Source organism: Lachnotalea glycerini (assembly GCF_003201285.1).
Taxonomy (GTDB): Bacteria; Bacillota; Clostridia; order Lachnospirales; family Lachnospiraceae; genus Lachnotalea; species Lachnotalea glycerini.
This window is the reverse complement of record NZ_QICS01000013.1, coordinates 1-18,246: the sequence shown is the minus strand read 5'-3', so window position 1 is coordinate 18,246 and position 18,246 is coordinate 1. Positions and strand designations below refer to the sequence as shown.

General features: G+C 38.6%; 7 protein-coding genes. All 7 read left to right on the top strand.

Annotation, left to right across the window (positions count from 1 at the left end; translation table 11 throughout):
* Nucleotide 1 precedes the first annotated feature (1 nt).
* A complete protein-coding gene (locus C8E03_RS17875; RefSeq protein WP_094377089.1) occupies nt 2-853 on the top strand; it encodes a carbohydrate ABC transporter permease in 852 nt (283 codons plus the stop codon).
* A gap of 141 nt (nt 854-994) precedes the next feature.
* A complete protein-coding gene (locus tag C8E03_RS17870) occupies nt 995-4,162 on the top strand; it encodes an alpha-mannosidase (protein WP_110291758.1) in 3,168 nt (1,055 codons plus the stop codon).
* A gap of 23 nt (nt 4,163-4,185) precedes the next feature.
* A complete protein-coding gene (locus tag C8E03_RS17865) occupies nt 4,186-5,508 on the top strand; it encodes a glycoside hydrolase family 28 protein (RefSeq protein ID WP_242993635.1) in 1,323 nt (440 codons plus the stop codon).
* Between the two features lie 297 nt (nt 5,509-5,805).
* Entirely contained in the window at nt 5,806-6,318 is a 513-nt protein-coding gene (locus C8E03_RS17860; RefSeq protein WP_110291757.1) for a hypothetical protein, read from the top strand.
* Nucleotides 6,319-6,844: 526 nt separating this feature from the next.
* A complete protein-coding gene (locus C8E03_RS17855; RefSeq protein WP_110291756.1) occupies nt 6,845-7,867 on the top strand; it encodes an MORN repeat-containing protein in 1,023 nt (340 codons plus the stop codon).
* A complete protein-coding gene (locus C8E03_RS17850) occupies nt 7,842-8,507 on the top strand; it encodes a hypothetical protein (RefSeq protein WP_110291755.1) in 666 nt (221 codons plus the stop codon). The genes C8E03_RS17855 and C8E03_RS17850 overlap by 26 nt, the downstream gene beginning before the upstream one ends.
* Nucleotides 8,508-8,617: 110 nt before the next feature.
* The coding region (locus C8E03_RS17845; RefSeq protein WP_110291754.1) for a DUF6531 domain-containing protein at nt 8,618-18,246 on the top strand (9,629 nt) is incomplete at its 3' end.

The following is an 18,246-nucleotide window of genomic DNA, read 5'->3' as shown; positions in this document are numbered from 1 at the left end:
AATGAAAAATTACAAGACTAAAAGAATTACAGGAAAAGTGATTTATCATATTTTTACCTTCCTATTTGCATTTATAATGATATATCCTTTGTTATGGATGGTAATGGGCTCCTTTAAGGATACCACCGAAATATTTAAATCAGCACAGAAATTACTGCCTTCCAGTTTTGATTTTACTAATTATAAGATAGGCTGGCAGGGCTTTGCAGGATATACATTTGCGATATTTTTTAAGAATTCACTTATTATTGCAGGTCTTTCAACAATTGGCGCAGTTATCTCATCTTCTATTGTTGCCTTTGGATTTGCAAGATGCAACTTTAAATTTAAAAGCCTCTGGTTTGGATGTATGCTTGTAGCTATGATGCTTCCATTTCAGGTTATCATGATTCCACAGTACATTTTATTTAATAAAATGGGGTGGGTTGGTACATATTTACCTATTATTGTGCCGCAGTTTTTTGGTCAGGGTTTTTTCATCTTTTTGAATATTCAGTTTATTAAAGGAATACCAATTGACTTGGATGAAGCAGCCTATATGGATGGTTGCAGCATTTATAAAATATTTGTTCAAATTATTTTACCATTGATTAAACCGGCTTTAGTAACAAGCGCAATCTTTTCTTTTATGTGGAGATGGGATGATTTCTTAGCAGCCTTGCTTTATTTAAGTGATCCGCTTAAATATCCGGTTAGCTATGCGTTGAAGATGTTTGCAGATCCTACGGCAGGTTCAGACTGGGGAGCCATGTTTGCTATGGCAACGCTATCCTTACTACCAATCTTTTTCATCTTTTTAACAATGCAAAAATATCTGGTAGAAGGTATTGCATCCACCGGTATTAAAGGTTAGAATGACATGTGTTACAAGATTATAATACAATTTTGTAGCACATTCTTTTTGTAGTATCGTATATTACACAGCAAGATTCGATACTACAAAAAAACTCGCGGGAAGGAATTCAGTGTGTAAAACTCATGAATGGAGGACATTATGAATCAGTACAAAAACAGAATCCAGACGATTTTGAAAAGTTTGGATAAGCTAAGATATTCAAATGTAAAATGGGTAGAGAACATTTATGTAAAAGAAGGGGATTATTCTTTCGCAGAAAGCTATCAGGCCAATTTAGTTGACTATAAGCCATTTCTTCGGGGTGAAACCTGGGGAGGTACGGACAAGCATTTTTGGTTTTATACGGTATTAAAAATTACGAAGGAATATCAGAACCATCCAATCATCATTCAGTTAAATACAGGTGCAACCGATATCTGGAATACGGATAATCCACAGATTATCGTATATAGTAATGGTAACATGCGTTGCGCCATGGATATGAATCATAATCAAATTATTTTGACTGAGGAGGAGACAAGAAATCAAGAGATAGAATTTGCTTTCTATGCTTATTCAAACAGCGCCGAAAATAGTAATTTTTTTGATTTACAGATAGCTGCCTGCCATACGGATGTGGAGGAGCTTTATTATGATATGAAGGTGTTGTTTGATGCGGTCTGCTTATTAAGAGAGGATGACATTGAGGCAATTAAAACCTTAGAAAAGCTAGGTCAATGCGTGAATCTGTTAGACCTTCGGGATACAGATAAACAGGAGTTTTTTGCTTCAGTAAAGGAAGCAGATTCTTTTCTGAAAGACAACTTTTATTTAAATAAGTCGGAAAAACCAGAGGTGATTGTTCACAGCATCGGGCATACACACATTGATGTGGCTTGGAAATGGCAGCTAAAGCAGACCAGACAAAAGGTAGTACGAAGCTTTTTGACAGTCCTAAATCTAATGGATCGATATCCGGAGTACAAATTCATGTCAAGTCAGCCACAGCTTTACCAATTTGTGAAAGAGGAAGCACCACAGCTTTATGAGAGAATAAAGGAGAAAGTTTTGGAAGGACGATGGGAAAACGAGGGTGCAATGTGGCTGGAAGCCGATTGTAATCTGGCATCTGGTGAATCTTTGATTCGTCAGCTTCTCTATGGAAAGCGATTTTTTAAGGAAGAGTTTGGAGTAAAAAGACAGGAGGTATTGTGGCTTCCTGACGTATTTGGTTATAGTGTTGCATTGCCTCAGATTATGAAAAAGTCTGGGATTCGTTATTTCATGACAACTAAAATTGGTTGGAATGAATACAATCAGATTCCAAATGATACTTTTTATTGGAAAGGGTTAGACGGCAGTGAAATTTTAACCTACTTTATTACTACGAAGGATTATGAGGTTTATCCGGAATTAAAACGAAATCCTTCCTTTAATACAACCTATAATGGAAGACAAAATGCGAGTCAGATCAAAGGAACCTGGCAGCGTTATCAAAATAAAGAATTAAATCAGGAAGTTTTGACCTGCTATGGACATGGTGACGGCGGGGGTGGTCCAACGGCCGAGATGCTTGAGGAAAGCAAAAGATTAGAATATGGAGTTTGTGGTGTACCGGCAACCAGACAGACCTTTGCAAAGGATTTTTTCCATACATTAGAAGCAAATCTGAAAGGGAAAACAGTACCAAAATGGAGTGGTGAATTGTATCTGGAATTTCATCGGGGAACGTATACTTCCATGGCGCGAAATAAAAAAAATAACCGTGAATGCGAGTTCCTGAATGTAGATGCAGAGTTTTTTAGTATGCTGGCACTCATGCTTGGTAAAAATTATGAATATCCTCAAAAAGAGTTAGAGCAGGCATGGCGTCTGGTCTTACTAAATCAGTTTCATGATATCTTACCCGGCTCCTCCATTAAGGAAGTTTATGAGGATTGTGACCAACAGTACGGCTTGGTAAGAAAGCTGGATGAAACGATAATAGAAGAGGCGAGAAGAAATATTACAGCCAATCTGGCAGCAGCAGACGAAGAAGAAAAGCTGGTTGTCTATAATTGCTTAAGCTTTGAAAGAACCACAATTGTAAAAGTGGACAAGCATAAAGAGCCAATTACTTCTCTTTTGATGCAGGAGTCAAAGGATGGAGAGTACTTATATCTGATTCATAATGCAGTTTCAAAAGGAATGGAAGTTTTTGATGAGTCGAATGCTGCGAGAAACGAAAGGGTACTTACTGAATCAGCTCCTTTTGGTCAGGTAATAGAGTCTGTAAACGAAAAGGAAGCCGGTTTATCGATTGAAACAAAATTCTATTTGATTCAGCTTAATAAGGCTGGAGAATTCATTTCTATCTATGATAAGACGGCAAGAAGAGAGGTCTTGCAAGCTACAAAAGCAGGTAATCGTCTGGTGGTATTTGAAGACAGGCCAAACGAATACGATGCATGGAATATTGATCCATATTATAAGGAGAAAAGCTGGGCAATTGATGAGCTTTTGGAATGCAGAATCGTTGAAAACGGACCGATACAGGCTTGCATTTATATAAAACGGGAATTTTTATCTTCTACCATAGAGCAATACATTTATTTCTATGGGTACACCAAGCGGATTGATTTTAAAACAACAATAGACTGGAAGCAGCAGCAGCTTTTACTTAAGGCAGAATTTCCAGTTGATATAATCAGCAACAAGGCAACCTACGAGGTTCAGTTTGGAAATGTAGAACGTCCGACACATGAAAACACGAGCTGGGATGCGGCAAAGTTTGAGGTGTGTGCCCATAAATGGGCGGATATTTCAGAATATGGATATGGTGTTGCCTTATTAAACGATTGTAAATATGGTTATGATATTCATGAGTCAGTGATGCGTTTAACCTTAATTAAATCAGGAATTTTTCCAAATCCGGATGCAGATAAAGAAATTCACAGATTTACTTACTCACTCTTTCCTCATGAAGGAGATTTTAGAGCAGGAAAGGTGACGCAGGAGGCATATGATTTAAATTGTCCATTAAGTGGTGAGATTGTAAAAGGAATTAAGACAAATTCCTATTCCCTTTTAAGATTGGATGCAGAAAATGTGTTTGTTGATGTTATCAAGCAAGCAGAGGACAATCAGGATATTATTATCAGACTGTATGAGGCATACAAAAAACGCTCTGTTATAAAGGCAGAATCCCCTTATTTTACCACAGGTACAATCTGGGAATGCGATTGCATGGAGCAGCCGGAGACAGAAATAGCAGGTAAAAATGGGGAAATACAGTTTGAAATGAAGCCTTATGAAATTAAAACACTGCGTATAAAGCAAAATAGATAAAGGTTAAGGAGACAAGATAAACTATGATATATAACGTAATGGATTATGGTGCAAAGGGTGATGGTATTACCAATGATGCAAGTGCAATTCAAACAGCCATTGATCAATGCAGCAAAAATGGAGGAGGACGTGTATTATTACCGGGAGGTCATATTTTTAACAGTGGTTCGATACTCCTAAAATCCGAGGTGGATTTTCATTTGGAAAGAGGTGCTGTTTTAAAGGCAAGTGATGATCTAGCTGATTATTATCCCTTGGCGAATGAAGGAAAGATAGTCGCTCATCAGTCAGGACTTCCTTCCTTTTTAAATAGTGAATATGCAGGAAGACCTTTTCATGCTTTTATCACCGGATTTCATCAAAAAAATGTGTCGGTTACCGGCTTTGGAACCATTGATGCCAATGAAAAGATTTTCTATGGCACAAATTCAGGCTATCACATTGAGGGAACCTATTATCCCCGTATTCCGCTGATGCTGTTAGAAGACTTTTTACATGTAACCATTAAGGATGTAACGATGATTAACTGTGCCTTTTGGACGGTTCATCTGGTAGGCTGTAATGATGTATTGATTGAGGGGCTTCGAATCCTGAATAATCTTCAAATGGCTAATTCAGATGGAATTGACCCAGACCATTGCAAAAATGTAAGAATCAACAATTGTCATATTGAATGCGGAGATGATGCCATCGTATTGAAGAACTCAGGAGACTACAGAAAATACGGTGCCTGCGAGAATATTACAATTACAAACTGCACCTTAATTTCGACTAGTGCTGCCATTAAGTTTGGTACAGAGGGAGAAGATGACTTTCGAAATATCCTTGTTTCCAATTGTGCCATTAGCAAAAGTAACAGAGGTATTTCCATCCAAATCAGAGATAACGGCAATGTGGAAAATGTAGTATTTTCTAATATTACAATAGAAACAAGAAGATTTTCACACGAATGGTGGGGAAGAGCGGAGCCAATTTGTCTTACTGCCATTGACAGAAAACCGGGAGTAAAGGCCGGAAAGATTAAAAATATAACGTTCCAAAACATTAGCTGTAAGGGAGAAAATGGAATATTTTTGTCAGGAAGCAGCGATAATTATATCGAAGAGATTCAGTTTCAAAATGTAAAGGTAGTCCTTTTGAAAAATTCAAAATGGGAGATCGACGGCTATGATATCAGACCATGTCAGGGCGTTGGCAATATGAAAGGAAAGATATCAGGAATCTATTGTAACTACTGCAAGGATGTTGATTTTCAAGGCTTAAGAATTGAAAAAAAAGAAAGTATCATGGACTATTACAAGGAGGATGTTACGCTATTGGAAGTAACCAATGTAAACGTCTTCTAATTTAACCTTATTAAAAAAGTCTATACCCCCACTTAAAGGGAAGGTATGGACTTCTTTGTTTTTGTAAGAGTTCATATAATTATAGACTTATCATTCAATGAGTGATAAGCTGTCTGCAAGACCACACAACTTAGCTTGCTAAGTATAGTGTGTTACACTTACCAACCATCCAAGCTTTCATAAGCAGCAAATCCATTGTAAGCATTATCCTGTGTTTAATAATTGACGTATATAATTTTATTGTTTATAATCGTCTATAAAGCTAGTTGTTTATTTAGATAAAAAAGGGGGTATAATATGAAATTTTTAAAAACTTTTACATCATTTATATTAATTTGTGCAATAATAATTTGTAACACAATTCCTACTTTTGCAGAAACTTCTACTACTATTGTTACATCTAAAAATGTAATATCAGATGAAACAGCTAAAAAAATTGCTATCGAATTAATTACTGAATTTGGAACCATAGATACTTTTTATCTATATAATAATATTGAAAGTAAAGAAATAATAACTTTTAATTCAAACACAAAAGGTAAAGCAATTTCAACAGGAGTTAAAACTGTAATAAAATTTTTAAAAAAGAATGCTACAAAAATTGAAAAAATTCTCAAAAAATATGGTGTCACATTGGCTACAGGAAAAGGTATTTCATCAGCAGTAGATCAATTACTTGATGGTGTTATCAGCGTAGATGATAGTATTGATTCTGCAATTTATGCAGTTGTGGATTTTGTTATTCCAGATGCTAGCAATTCTACAAAAAAAATAATATCTAATGCTATTCGTTTAGTTTGTCCTATATAAATTTAAATTGAGGTGAAAAATGATTATTATAAAAACAATATTAGTTGCTATAATCTGTATTATTTGCGTTATTTCAATAGATTTATTGTTACAAAACATATTTAAAGGGAAAAAAAATTTTTGTAATAATGAAAATTTTAGAGTTTTAATATCATACATAATAGGTCTATTGATTTTTCTATTTTTAATAAAAATATGTTTTAATATTTTTTAGAAAATAAAATCCCTTGAAATTGCTGAATTTTTCAATCTAATTATGTTATAATAAAATTGCAGAACAATCCATAAAGATGTTTGTGATAGGGAGGAAAAATTTTCTATTTTCAAATAAAATACCTGATGTATGTAAAAATGAGCTAGTAGCAATGCAAATTGCGAATATCCAATTTAACTTTATACAATAATAAAACACTCATATTGACGATAAAAATAATCGAGTTATTGACAAATACCATAATAATCCATATAATGAATTATTATATAAAGTTTTTACAAAAATTGATACGAAAGAGGGAGTAAGAGGGTTATGAAAGGAAAATTTAAAAAGAACATAGCCATTTTTTTTGTGCTATGTTTTTTTGTCGTTCTGATTTTTAAGTTCAGTGTGCCGCAATCAAAGGTGACATCAAAATCTCCAAATAATGAGGCAGAAAAATTACTTGGTTACAAGGAGGAAAAAGAATATGTTGTAGTTGAAGCCGGCGATTCAAAGGAAAAGAAAGAAAGCAGTAAAGTAACCAATGCGTTGGAAGACGATAACAATGAAAAATTTTCTCAAGCAAAGGAAGCAACAGAGACAGTTATAAAGGAAGATACGATAACAGCAGACGAACAAGATACACAGAAGGTATATGAGCAAAACAGACTCTTTAAAGAGGAAACACAAGATAATGCTTATAATGGATTTGCCTCTTATGAAAGCTTGGATGGTTGGTCATACAGCGGAGAATGGGAAAATGATGTTATTTCGGGGACAGGAACCATGTGCTATCCCAATCAAGACAGCTATACCGGGCATTTTGTAAAGGGTGAGAAGTCAGGAAAGGGAATCTATTATTTTGCTGATGGTTCCATTTATGATGGTGAGTGGAGCCACGATATGTGGAATGGCAATGGAACTTATACAAGTAGTCAAGGCTTTTGCTATCAGGGTGAATTTTTGAACGGAAAGAAAGCGGGGAGTGGAATTGATACATTCTCAAATGGTGACGTTTATCAGGGTGAATTTGAAAACGATATTGAACAGGGAACAGGAATCTATACATCGATTGATGGGTGGACTTATGAGGGAAGCTTTGCAAACGGGCAGCGAAATGGGAAAGGAAAATTAACCTATAAAAGCATGGCTTATTATGATGGTGATTGGGTGAACAATCAAAAGGAAGGCGTGGGAACCGAGATTTATCTTGATGAGAACAATCAAAAAATCGGCATTTATGAAGGTGAATTTCAGAGTAACCAAAGAAATGGTATCGGTACGATGACCTATGAAAATGGTGTAATAATGAGGGGAGCATGGAAAAATGATGAGTTTGTGGGAGAACAATAAGCAAAAAATAGTCATGTTTTGGAAAGTAAAAAACAAAAGTATTATGATGTTATTATGCGGGATTTTAGCTATCAACTTGGCAGCGTATTACTTTATTCCATTTGCAGTCACAGATGCAGTACAGCAAAATTATTATTTTACTCCTTGGTATTTATCTGGCTTAAGTCTTAAAATCTTTGGAATATTCCTTATGATACATTCCCTGTTTACGTTTGGTGAGAAAAAGAGTATGAAAGTAAGATTAAAAATATTAATGAAAATTATTCTGATATTTGCAGGTGTTAGCTTGGCAATCGCCGTTGTGATTGGCATGTCAGCGGTTTATCTGGCATATCTTCAAAGCGATATCTTGCAGACTGCAATCATTATAGAACGAATTGCAGTGGTTGCTGTGGCTCCGCTAAAAGCTTTTGTACTGCTTCTTTTCATAAAATTACTTTATGATTTGCCGTGGAAAAGCATAGGGAATCATATTGCGGTAACTACGGTTTTATTTTATGGCGTTGTCATAGGAACACTTCTGATACAGCGCATCGGAAGCAGTGCTTTCGCACTGGCAATTCAGGCAATTCTGACAGCATGTTTGAGTACCTTACTAATGGTGAGCGTGCTGTTTTTCAGTCATAAAAAATTCCTCTGAGTTTTCTATGATAGAAAAAGCATTCTGTTTAGGATGTTATACTTTGTAAAAGTGGGAAAAAGAGAAGCAAGAGGATGAGTGTTAAAGAGTTAAGAGAGGGATAAGAGTTTATGAAAATTGATAAAAGAGTCATAGCAGTTGTATTAGCGCTATGTTTATTTGTTACGAATGATTTACAGGCATTTGCCGAAGTGATTGAGACAAAGCAGGAACAGACGATAGAGAAGGAAAGGGAAGTATTTGACTATCCAAAGGCAAATGTTTATTCAGAAATAAAAGAAGACGAACAACAAATACAAATTGACGAGGAGCAAGAAAAGACACAGGAGGATACGGCCGATTCAGTAGAAGAAAATTCTGACTTACTGGAAACACCACAGGAACAGCCCGAAGAAGAAAACACAGAGCAGACAGAAAAAATACCACAGGAACCAACTACAGATGCTTCCAAGGAGCAAGAAGGTGTGATTCAAGAAAGTCAACCGCAAGAGGATGCTGCTCAGGAAAATCCTCCTAAAGAGGAGAAAGACAAACAAACAGAAGCGATTTTTAACAACGAGGAAAAAGAACAATCAAAACAACAGAAGCTTGAATTGCCTTCGATTGAGGATGAAGAAGATGAGCTTGATGTTTTATATGGAGAACCAATACAGGTCACACAGTATACAAAAGTTTACAAAACACCGGAGGGAACGTATAAAACGGTATACAGTGATATTCCAAATACCTATGTTGACAGCGAAGGGCAAGAAAAAGAAATTGATAATACACTAGAGCCGGTAACGGAAGAAAAGATAATTGATGATAAGAAAGAGCCAGAAACAGAAGAAAAGACAATTGATGATAAGAAAGAGCCGGAAACAGAAGAAAAGACAATTGATGATAAGAAAGAGCCGGAAACAGAAGAAAAGACAATTGATGATAAGAAAGAAGCAACAGAACAAAAAAGCGAATTTGCAACGAAGTTGTCAGTATTTTCAAACACGAAGCAAGCAACACCTCAAGTGCAAACCAATGAAGCAGGGGAAGCAACAGTAATAAAAGACGAGGCAGAAAAAGCAGCAGAGGTTACGAACGAAGCAGTGGAAGACGAAAATGCAACGGATAATGCAGATGCAGACAAAACAGATACAGGCAGAACAGATACAGAAATAACAGATACAGACAAGACAGATACAGACAAAACAGATACAGAAATAACAGATACAGAAATAACAGATACAGACAAGACAGATACAGACAAGACAGATACAGACAAATCAGATACAGAAGAATTGGTAATAGAAGAACAAGTAACGGATGCTTCGAAGGAACAAGAAACCAAAGAAAATACAATACAAGATAAGGAAAAGAATACAGAGCCTCAGACAGAGGAGGTGATTACAGCATATACCAATGTAAGCAATGACATGGTAGTAACCTTACCTGCAAATGGAAGCGATACCAATGGTATTACACTGAGTAAAAATGATTTTTCACTCACCCTTTATCCTATGGAAGGTGATTACAGCAAGGCGGCGGTCAAAGAAAATGCCATCTTATACAATCAGGTATTTGACAATATTCATATTCAATATACAGTTGAAACGTTTGGTATAAAAGAAGATATTATTTTAAACGAGAGAACAAAGCGAAATGAATACTCCTACCGCTTCTCAAAGGAAGGGCTTTATGCGAAGCTGATTGACAATGTCGTGTACATATTCAAGGGGGAAGACAACATACCGTCCATGACGCTAGAAGCTCCAGTTATGACAGACGAGCTAGGAGCAGAGAGTACCGATATTACGCTGAATCTTGCGGAAAAAGAAGAAGACTACATTGTTACAATGACAGCAAATCAGGAGTGGTTAGACAGCCAAGAGCGTCTTTATCCGATTCATATCGATCCGTCCATTAATACAATTGATAAGCAAATTGTCATATACTCCATCTGCTCAGAGTCCAATTTCTTGTCTAGTACGGTTGGATATGTAGGCTCCTCATCTGATTATGGAAAAAGCAGAAGCTATATTATTGTAGGCTATTGGTTTAACGATATAATTCCGGAAGATGCGGTGGTCACAGATGCAAAGCTACAAATTTACCAATATGCAGGAAATGAAAAAGGAAATATCACCTGTTACCGATTGGAAAAAGCCTTGAATCATAAAGCCGGAATAGATGGTATGACATGGGAAAGTTCGGTAAACATCAACCGAGAGGTTGCAGGTGAGAACAGTAATTTTAAATCCAAAATAGGAAAGCATGAAATTGATATCAAAGACACCGTAAGCAGATGGATACAAGGAATTGCACCTGTTCATGGTTTGGTACTCATTGCAGATAAGGAAGCAAAGACAAATGCTGAGTTTTATACAAATGAATCAGCAGGAATCAAAAAGAGTAAAAAGCCAAAGATTGTGATTGACTGGAAATATGAAGGTGAGCTGGACGAAAACAACTATTCCCTAGATGCCACTACCGTAAATCTTAGAACTTTGATTGAATCAAATTTAAGCGGCAAGCATTTATTTCATGGTGTATATGCAGATGGCGAAGCCAAACCGGGCGCAACCGTCACTTACGAGTTAAATGATGCTGCCAAGAACTTCAACTCCTCGGTATTGGCAGGCTACTATAAGGTATTTCCAAACAGTAGTGCAACCAATAGTTTATTTCCATCCGGAACAACAAAATATAAGGACAAGCTCTCTAATTGGCAGACGATGCTTCCATTTGTCAATTTTGACTTTAATGTGTTATATCAGATCAATGCGACTGCTGCCAAGGACAATGTAACAGGTAAAAAGGCCGAAAGTGAGACGTTTCTAATCTATAAGGTCACACAGTTTGATACCTTGCCAAAGATTGCAAAATACTATGGAGTTCCACTCAGTCAAATGCTCTATGATAACAAGGCAGCCGATACCTTAGTTGTTAAAAACAATACATTATTTATAAGAAATCCAAAAAAGAATGCAAACAAACCATATAATCCACCCAAATTAACCGATGATTCCAAAGCACAGATAGATTCCCTTCTAATGGGACGAGGCTTACATTGTAAGTTTGGCTTTGAGCCGATTAATCTAAATACGGGTAACTTCTATATGGAGCAGACCGATGCAAGCATTACTGATGAAACAAAACAGTTTGCCATTACCAGAAGCTACAACGCAAAGGGCTCCACAAGAAACAGCTCTTTTGGACGAGGCTGGCAGTTTAATTACGAGGAACAGCTTTCAAAAGATGAAAATGAGAACATCATCTACAGCAGAGGTGATGGAAGCTCACTGACCTTTCAAAAGAACGGCAATACCTACACACCGCCGGAAGGCTATGACGATTCGTTAGAAGAACGAGTTGTTGGAACAAGAACGGTCAATATGGGAAAAAAAGACAAAGCCTACAGTGTATACGAATATACGATTACCGATCATTCTAACACGAAGCGTATCTTTAATGAATATGGCTATTTGACACAGATTATAGATGCAAAGGGCAATACCATCACCCTAACCTATGATGCCAATTATTTTCTGCAAGCAATCAGCTCCAGTACAGGCTTTACCTACCATATCAACTGCAATGAGAATGGCAACATAACAGCCATACAGCTTCCTGACGGTAATACACTAACCTATGGTTATGATGATTCAGAGAATTTGACCTCCTTTACCAATGAGCTTGGAATCACTCTTCACTACTGTTACGACGACGCACACCGCATGACAGAATGGTACGATGGAAGCGGTGACAGAGTCGTAAGCAACACCTATGACAGTGAGGATAGAGTAACAAGACAGGTCGATGCAAACAACAACGAGTGCTTTCTTACCTATCAGGATGGAAAAACAATTACGACAGATGGAACAGGAGCACAAACCATTTATAGCTATGATGACCAGCATAGGACAACCAAGATTACCTACCCAAATGGCTCGAGCGTGTCCAAATCCTACAGTGGCAATCAACTGACAGCAGAAACCGACGTACTGGGACATCAAACCGTCTATGAATACGATGCCAGTGGAAACATGACAAAAGAGACAAGGTTTGACGGGGCTAGTAAGTCTTATTCCTACAACAGCCAGAATCTGCTGTTAAGTGAGACTGACTATGCAGGAAACCTTACCGCCTATGAATATGATGGTAATTCAAACCTCATTAAGATAACCAAGCCAGATAATCGCAGTATTTACTACACTTATGATACAAACAATCATGTAACAGAAATGAAAGATGCAAAAGGCTTACAGACGACGTTTACCTATCAAGGACCTTGGGTGCACAGCATCATTGATGCAATGGGGCAAACCCAGACCTTTTCCTACGACGGCAAGGGAGATATAATCTCTTTTACAGATAAGGCAGGAAATACAACCACCTATCAGTATGACAGCGCAGGGCGTAAAGTAAAGGAAATCAATCCGGCAGGCAAAAGTACGGATTACACCTATGACAATGCAGGAAATATTACTGCAATCGTTGATTACAATGGTGGACAAACAAGCTTTACCCATGACAAAAACGGAAACATTGTTACCTTAACAGACCCCATGGGCAGAGTGTATCATTATGAATATGATGCCAATGGAAATAAGACCAAAGAAATCAACCCAAAGGGGGAAGCCATAACCTATGCCTATGACAGTATGGGTCATCAAATCTCTGCTGCCAATGCAGAAGGACAAACGATTCAATACGAATATGATGTGGCAGGAAATAAAGTAAAAGAAATCGATGCAAATGGGAATGCCACTTCTTATGAATACGATTACCGCTGCAATCAAGTATCCTTAAAAACCGATCCGTTGGGAGCACAGATTGCCACTGCCTATTCGGTTAACGGACTTCCAATCAAGCAGACCGATGAGAATGGAGAACAGGTTACTTTTGAATATGATGCGGCAAACCGTATGACAAAATATGAACAAGAGGGCGGTCTTGTAACCAATTTAGGATATGATTCAAATGACAACCTGACACAAATGATAAGCAGTGATGGAAAGAAGTACTTCTTTGTTTATGATGCCCTAAATCAAATGATTGCACAGACACTACCAAATACAGGCACCATATTATATGCGTATGATGCAGCAGGCAATTTAATCAAGCAGACCGATGCACTTGGAAACGAAACAGCATACAAATATGACAAAATCGGCAATCTGACAGCAGTAACCGATGCGCTGGGTCATCTGACTACCTTTGCCTACGATAACAACAGCAACCTGATACAGACAACGGATTCACTCGGAAATACAACAAAGAATTGTTACGATTTGGTGAATCAGCTTACTCAGACAGTTGACCAGAGAAACTTTGTAACAAAAATAAGCTATGATGAGGCAGGAAACACCACCGCCATAACCAATGCCTTAAACGGCACAACAGCCTATGAGTTTAATAAAAGAGGGCTGGTAGTAAAGGTCATTGATGCAAATGGGAACCGCTATGATTTAGAATACGACAGTGCAGGAAACAATACAAAAATCGTGGCACCCAACCAGTCTTTCCTTTCCTATACTTATGACAGTCGAAATCATTTAATCGAATCCTCAGACAGTGAAGGACTAAAAACAAGCTATCAGTATGACAAAAAGGGACAGTTGTTAAAGGAAGAAAACAGTGCAGGAGAATGCAAGGAATATACCTATGATGCATTTGGAAATATCACCTCCCTCACAAACAGTCTGGGACAGAAAACAACGTATACCTACGATGTCAGCAAAAATTTAACCTCGGTTACAGCACTGGATGGAAATACTACCCAATATGAATATGACAAAATGGGAAATGTGATAAAAATAACAGATTCAGAAGGGAAAGCGGCCACCTATGAGTATGATAAGAACAACCGTCTTATTTCAAAGGAGGATGAGCTGCTTCGCACTTATCAATATACCTATGATCAGCTTGGCAATTTAACCAGTGATACCAATCCACTTGGCGAGAAAAACAGTTATCAATACGATCTACTTGGCAACCTGACACAGGTACAGGATGCAGCAGGAGCTGCCAAGAGCTTTGAATACGACAGCACAGGCAATCTTCTTTCACAGAAAGATCAAAATGGAAATAAAACAAGCTTTACCTATGATGCCCTTGGACAGGTCATTGCAGTAGAGGAGGCAGACAAATCAAAGCAGGAATATTTATATGATGCCCTTGGTAATTTAATCAAATATCAGGATGCAGCAGGTAATGTAACCAATTATACCTACGATTCAGTCAGCCAGCTCACACAGCTTACCACTCCAAATGGCGGAAGCTATGCCTATACGTATGACGGACATGGAAACACCACCACCGTTACTGACCCACTCGGCGGTGTTACCCAGTTAGAATATGACCAAAACAATCAGGCAGTCAAACGAAGCCTTCCAAACGGAGCACAATATTCCTATGCCTACGATCAGCTTGGTCGATTGACGAAACTGGAAGCACCAGAAAATCAAACCCGACAATATGCCTACGACAGTGTCGGAGATTTGATACAAGAAAGCGATCAGGCAGGAAGAGTGGTTTCCTATACCTATGATAAGCAGCATCGGCTGCTTACGACCACGAATGAAGAAAATGCAACTACCTCTTATACCTATGATGATGCGGGGAATCTTTCAAGTGTCGTATCACCATTGGGAAGTAAGACCACCTACACTTATGATGTGCTTGACCGTATCACGACACAGACCGACCCGGTAGGAAAGGTGACAGAACTAACCTACGATATTGTTGGCAATTTAACCAAGTTGACCGAAAATGGAGGCCGAAGCACACAATACGGTTACGACCCAGTGGGAAACCAGACGTCTGTGACCAATGCTTTGTTACAGACCACAAGCTATGAATATGATAATAAGAATCAAGTAACAGGTGTCATAGACGCTGCTGGACAAAAAACTTCCTACGAGTATGACAAAATAGGTCAAAAGACAGCAATCACCAATGCAAAAGGAAACAGTTTAAAGCTGACCTACGATGGAAACCAAAACCTTACCTCGATTATGGATGAAGAGGGCAGAAGCATTGCCTACGCGTATGATTTGGCAGACCGGATTACGAAAGTAACAGACGGTGATGGAATTGAAACCACTTATACCTATGACAGTGTCGGCAATCTCGAAAGTGTGACCGATGCAAACCAAAATACGACAAGCTACACCTACGATTTACTTGGAAGAATGACATCCACTACGAATCCGCTTTCCGAGATTTTGGAATTTACCTATGACATCGAGGGAAGATTAAAGGAAGAAAAGCAGCAAGATGGCACCACCATACAATATGATTACAACCAGCTTGACCAGCTTGTAGCGATAGATTATGGAAAAGAGCACGAAAAAGAAAACGTACTCTACGCCTACGACAGTGAGGGACGAAAAATCTCCATGGAGGATGTAACAGGAACCACCTCCTATGAATACGATGAAGCAGGAAGAATTGCTCTTGTAAGAACCAGTGACCAAAAAGAAATACACTATGAGTATGATTCCTACGCAAACCTCTCAAAGCTAATCTATCCGGATGGTAAAACCGTCACCTACACCTATGATGCACTGGACAGACTGACGGTGCTGACTGACCGTAATAAAAAGGAAACCCATTACACCTATGATGAAGCAGGAAATCTAATTCAGATTAAGCGGCCAAACCAAACCGTAACAAAGCTTACCTACGATGTATTAAATCAGGTAACCTTAGTAGAGAACCAAAACGCAAAGGGAAAAGTCCTTTCTTCCTATACCTACTGCTATGACAACAGTGGCTTTATCACTGAAGAGGAAGAGACACAGTACCAAGATAAGGACAAAATCAACATTAAGAGCAGCTTCACCTATGACCTTCGAGGTCAGCTTACCAAAGTTGTGAAGCGACAGGATAAAAAAGAAACCGATATCCGTTACACCTACGATCAGGCAGGCAACCGTATCTGCATTGAAAAGTCGGAAGATACCATCAGTAAACAGTGGACTGAGAATACCTATAACGAAGCCAACCGCCTGATTAGCTCAAAGGACAGTAAGAATGGGACAACCATCTATGAGTACGATCAGAACGGAAATATGGTAAAGGAACTGGCACCCGGTGAAGAGGAAGTAAGCTATTATTATGATGTGGAAAACCGTCTGAATTCCGTTAAAGAGCAGGGAACCCTGTTAATGGCGGCTCTGTATGACGGCGATGGAAACCGGATTTTTACCGTAGAAAGAACAAGCGAAAGCTATGAGGAAACCATTGCAGAACACAAGGACTTTGTTTCAAGTGAGCAAAGCATGCAAAAGCCGGTCGAATATGATACCTGCCGTGGCGTATTCACTTGGGATAAGGTGACAGAGAGCATTAAGAAAACCTTTATCCGCCGTGATACCCAGACAACGGCCACAAGAAAGAGTTATCATCAGCAAGCAGGTGACCAAACCAAGGAAGTAACAGTTGAGGAAAAGGCGAAAGAAAAAGCAGACAATCCAAGCTACGCCCCGAACACAGAAATAGAGGAAACCAGACTTTACGTAGACCCTAGTGTCAATATCTTCTGGTATGGATTTGGGCAAGCCTTAATCCAGAGCTTTAGCGGCGCACCGCAGTATTTATCCAACTGGTTTCGTGAAGCATGGGATTATATCAACAATCAGTATTATATCGTAAGGCATACCAAGACAACCGAGTATCAGACAACAGCGTCAGCATCAGTGTCTGAAGAGAATGAGACATCTTTGACGCGGGAGGAAGCAAAGCCAAAGTGGAGTGAAACAACGCAGACTGATGTGAGGCAAAGTAATCCTGAGATAGAAACCGATACCAAGACTCATATCAAAAGCGAAAAGCAGTACGAGGAGGGAAGCGCACTCATTCCCAAGGAGGAATTAGAAGAATTAAGCGGTTATGAAAAAGCATTGTATGAAACTGTACTGATTCCAAGCGGAACAGACGATATTGAGCGGGAAAACTATCAAATGACCAGCTATGTCAATGATGTGAATCAGGAATATACGCAGGTTCTGATGGAATATGATGTCAATGACAAGGCAGCCTCTGTATATGATTACGGTGCACAGAGAAACAGTTATACGAACCTGCGTGACGGTGCCAGCCAGACGCAGTATTATCTGTATGACGGACAAGGAAGCGTATCTGCCTTAACAAGTGTACACGCAACGCCAACGGTGACCTATCAGTACGATGCCTACGGAGTGGCACAGGTAAGTGGAGAAACCGACAGCCCTTATGGGTACAATGCGGAAGCAGTGGATACCAATACCGGATTGCAATATCTACGAGCAAGGTATTATAATAGCAGTATCGGAGGATTTCTGACACAGGACACCGATACAGGAAGCTTGGAAGATCCGCTGACACAGAATCTGTATGCGTATACGGGTAATAATCCGGTTAATTACGTTGACCCGAGTGGACACAGTTATCATGAATACGCAAGCTATGGATCTAATTCATCTAGCAGTAGTGATTTGTCACCAAACACGATAAAAGCAACAGCGGGAATCGGGGATATTGTATCAATGCCGGGAGAGATTCACATCAAAAGTGAACCCACAAAAACAGTCAAAACAACGGCAGGAATCTCAGATTACCTACATTTTCCGGGAGAAGTTCAGGTAGAGAGTGAGGTATATGTGGATCCGGTTACACAAAGCCTGGAAAACCGTTATGGAGAAGTAACCACAAAAACTGACAGTTATGCGTATGCAGGAGGGTTGTTTGTAACTGCGTTTGGTGAAGCCGAGCGAATTAT

Bases quoted from the DNA above. Each gene is read 5' to 3' on its own strand.
- C8E03_RS17870 (WP_110291758.1), top strand. From the start codon at position 995: ATGAATCAGTACAAAAACAGAATCCAGACGATTTTGAAAAGTTTGGAT.
- C8E03_RS17850 (WP_110291755.1), top strand. From the start codon at position 7,842: ATGATGAGTTTGTGGGAGAACAATAAGCAAAAAATAGTCATGTTTTGG.
- C8E03_RS17865 (WP_242993635.1), top strand. From the start codon at position 4,186: ATGATATATAACGTAATGGATTATGGTGCAAAGGGTGATGGTATTACC.
- C8E03_RS17855 (WP_110291756.1), top strand. From the start codon at position 6,845: ATGAAAGGAAAATTTAAAAAGAACATAGCCATTTTTTTTGTGCTATGT.
- C8E03_RS17875 (WP_094377089.1), top strand. From the start codon at position 2: ATGAAAAATTACAAGACTAAAAGAATTACAGGAAAAGTGATTTATCAT.
- C8E03_RS17860 (WP_110291757.1), top strand. From the start codon at position 5,806: ATGAAATTTTTAAAAACTTTTACATCATTTATATTAATTTGTGCAATA.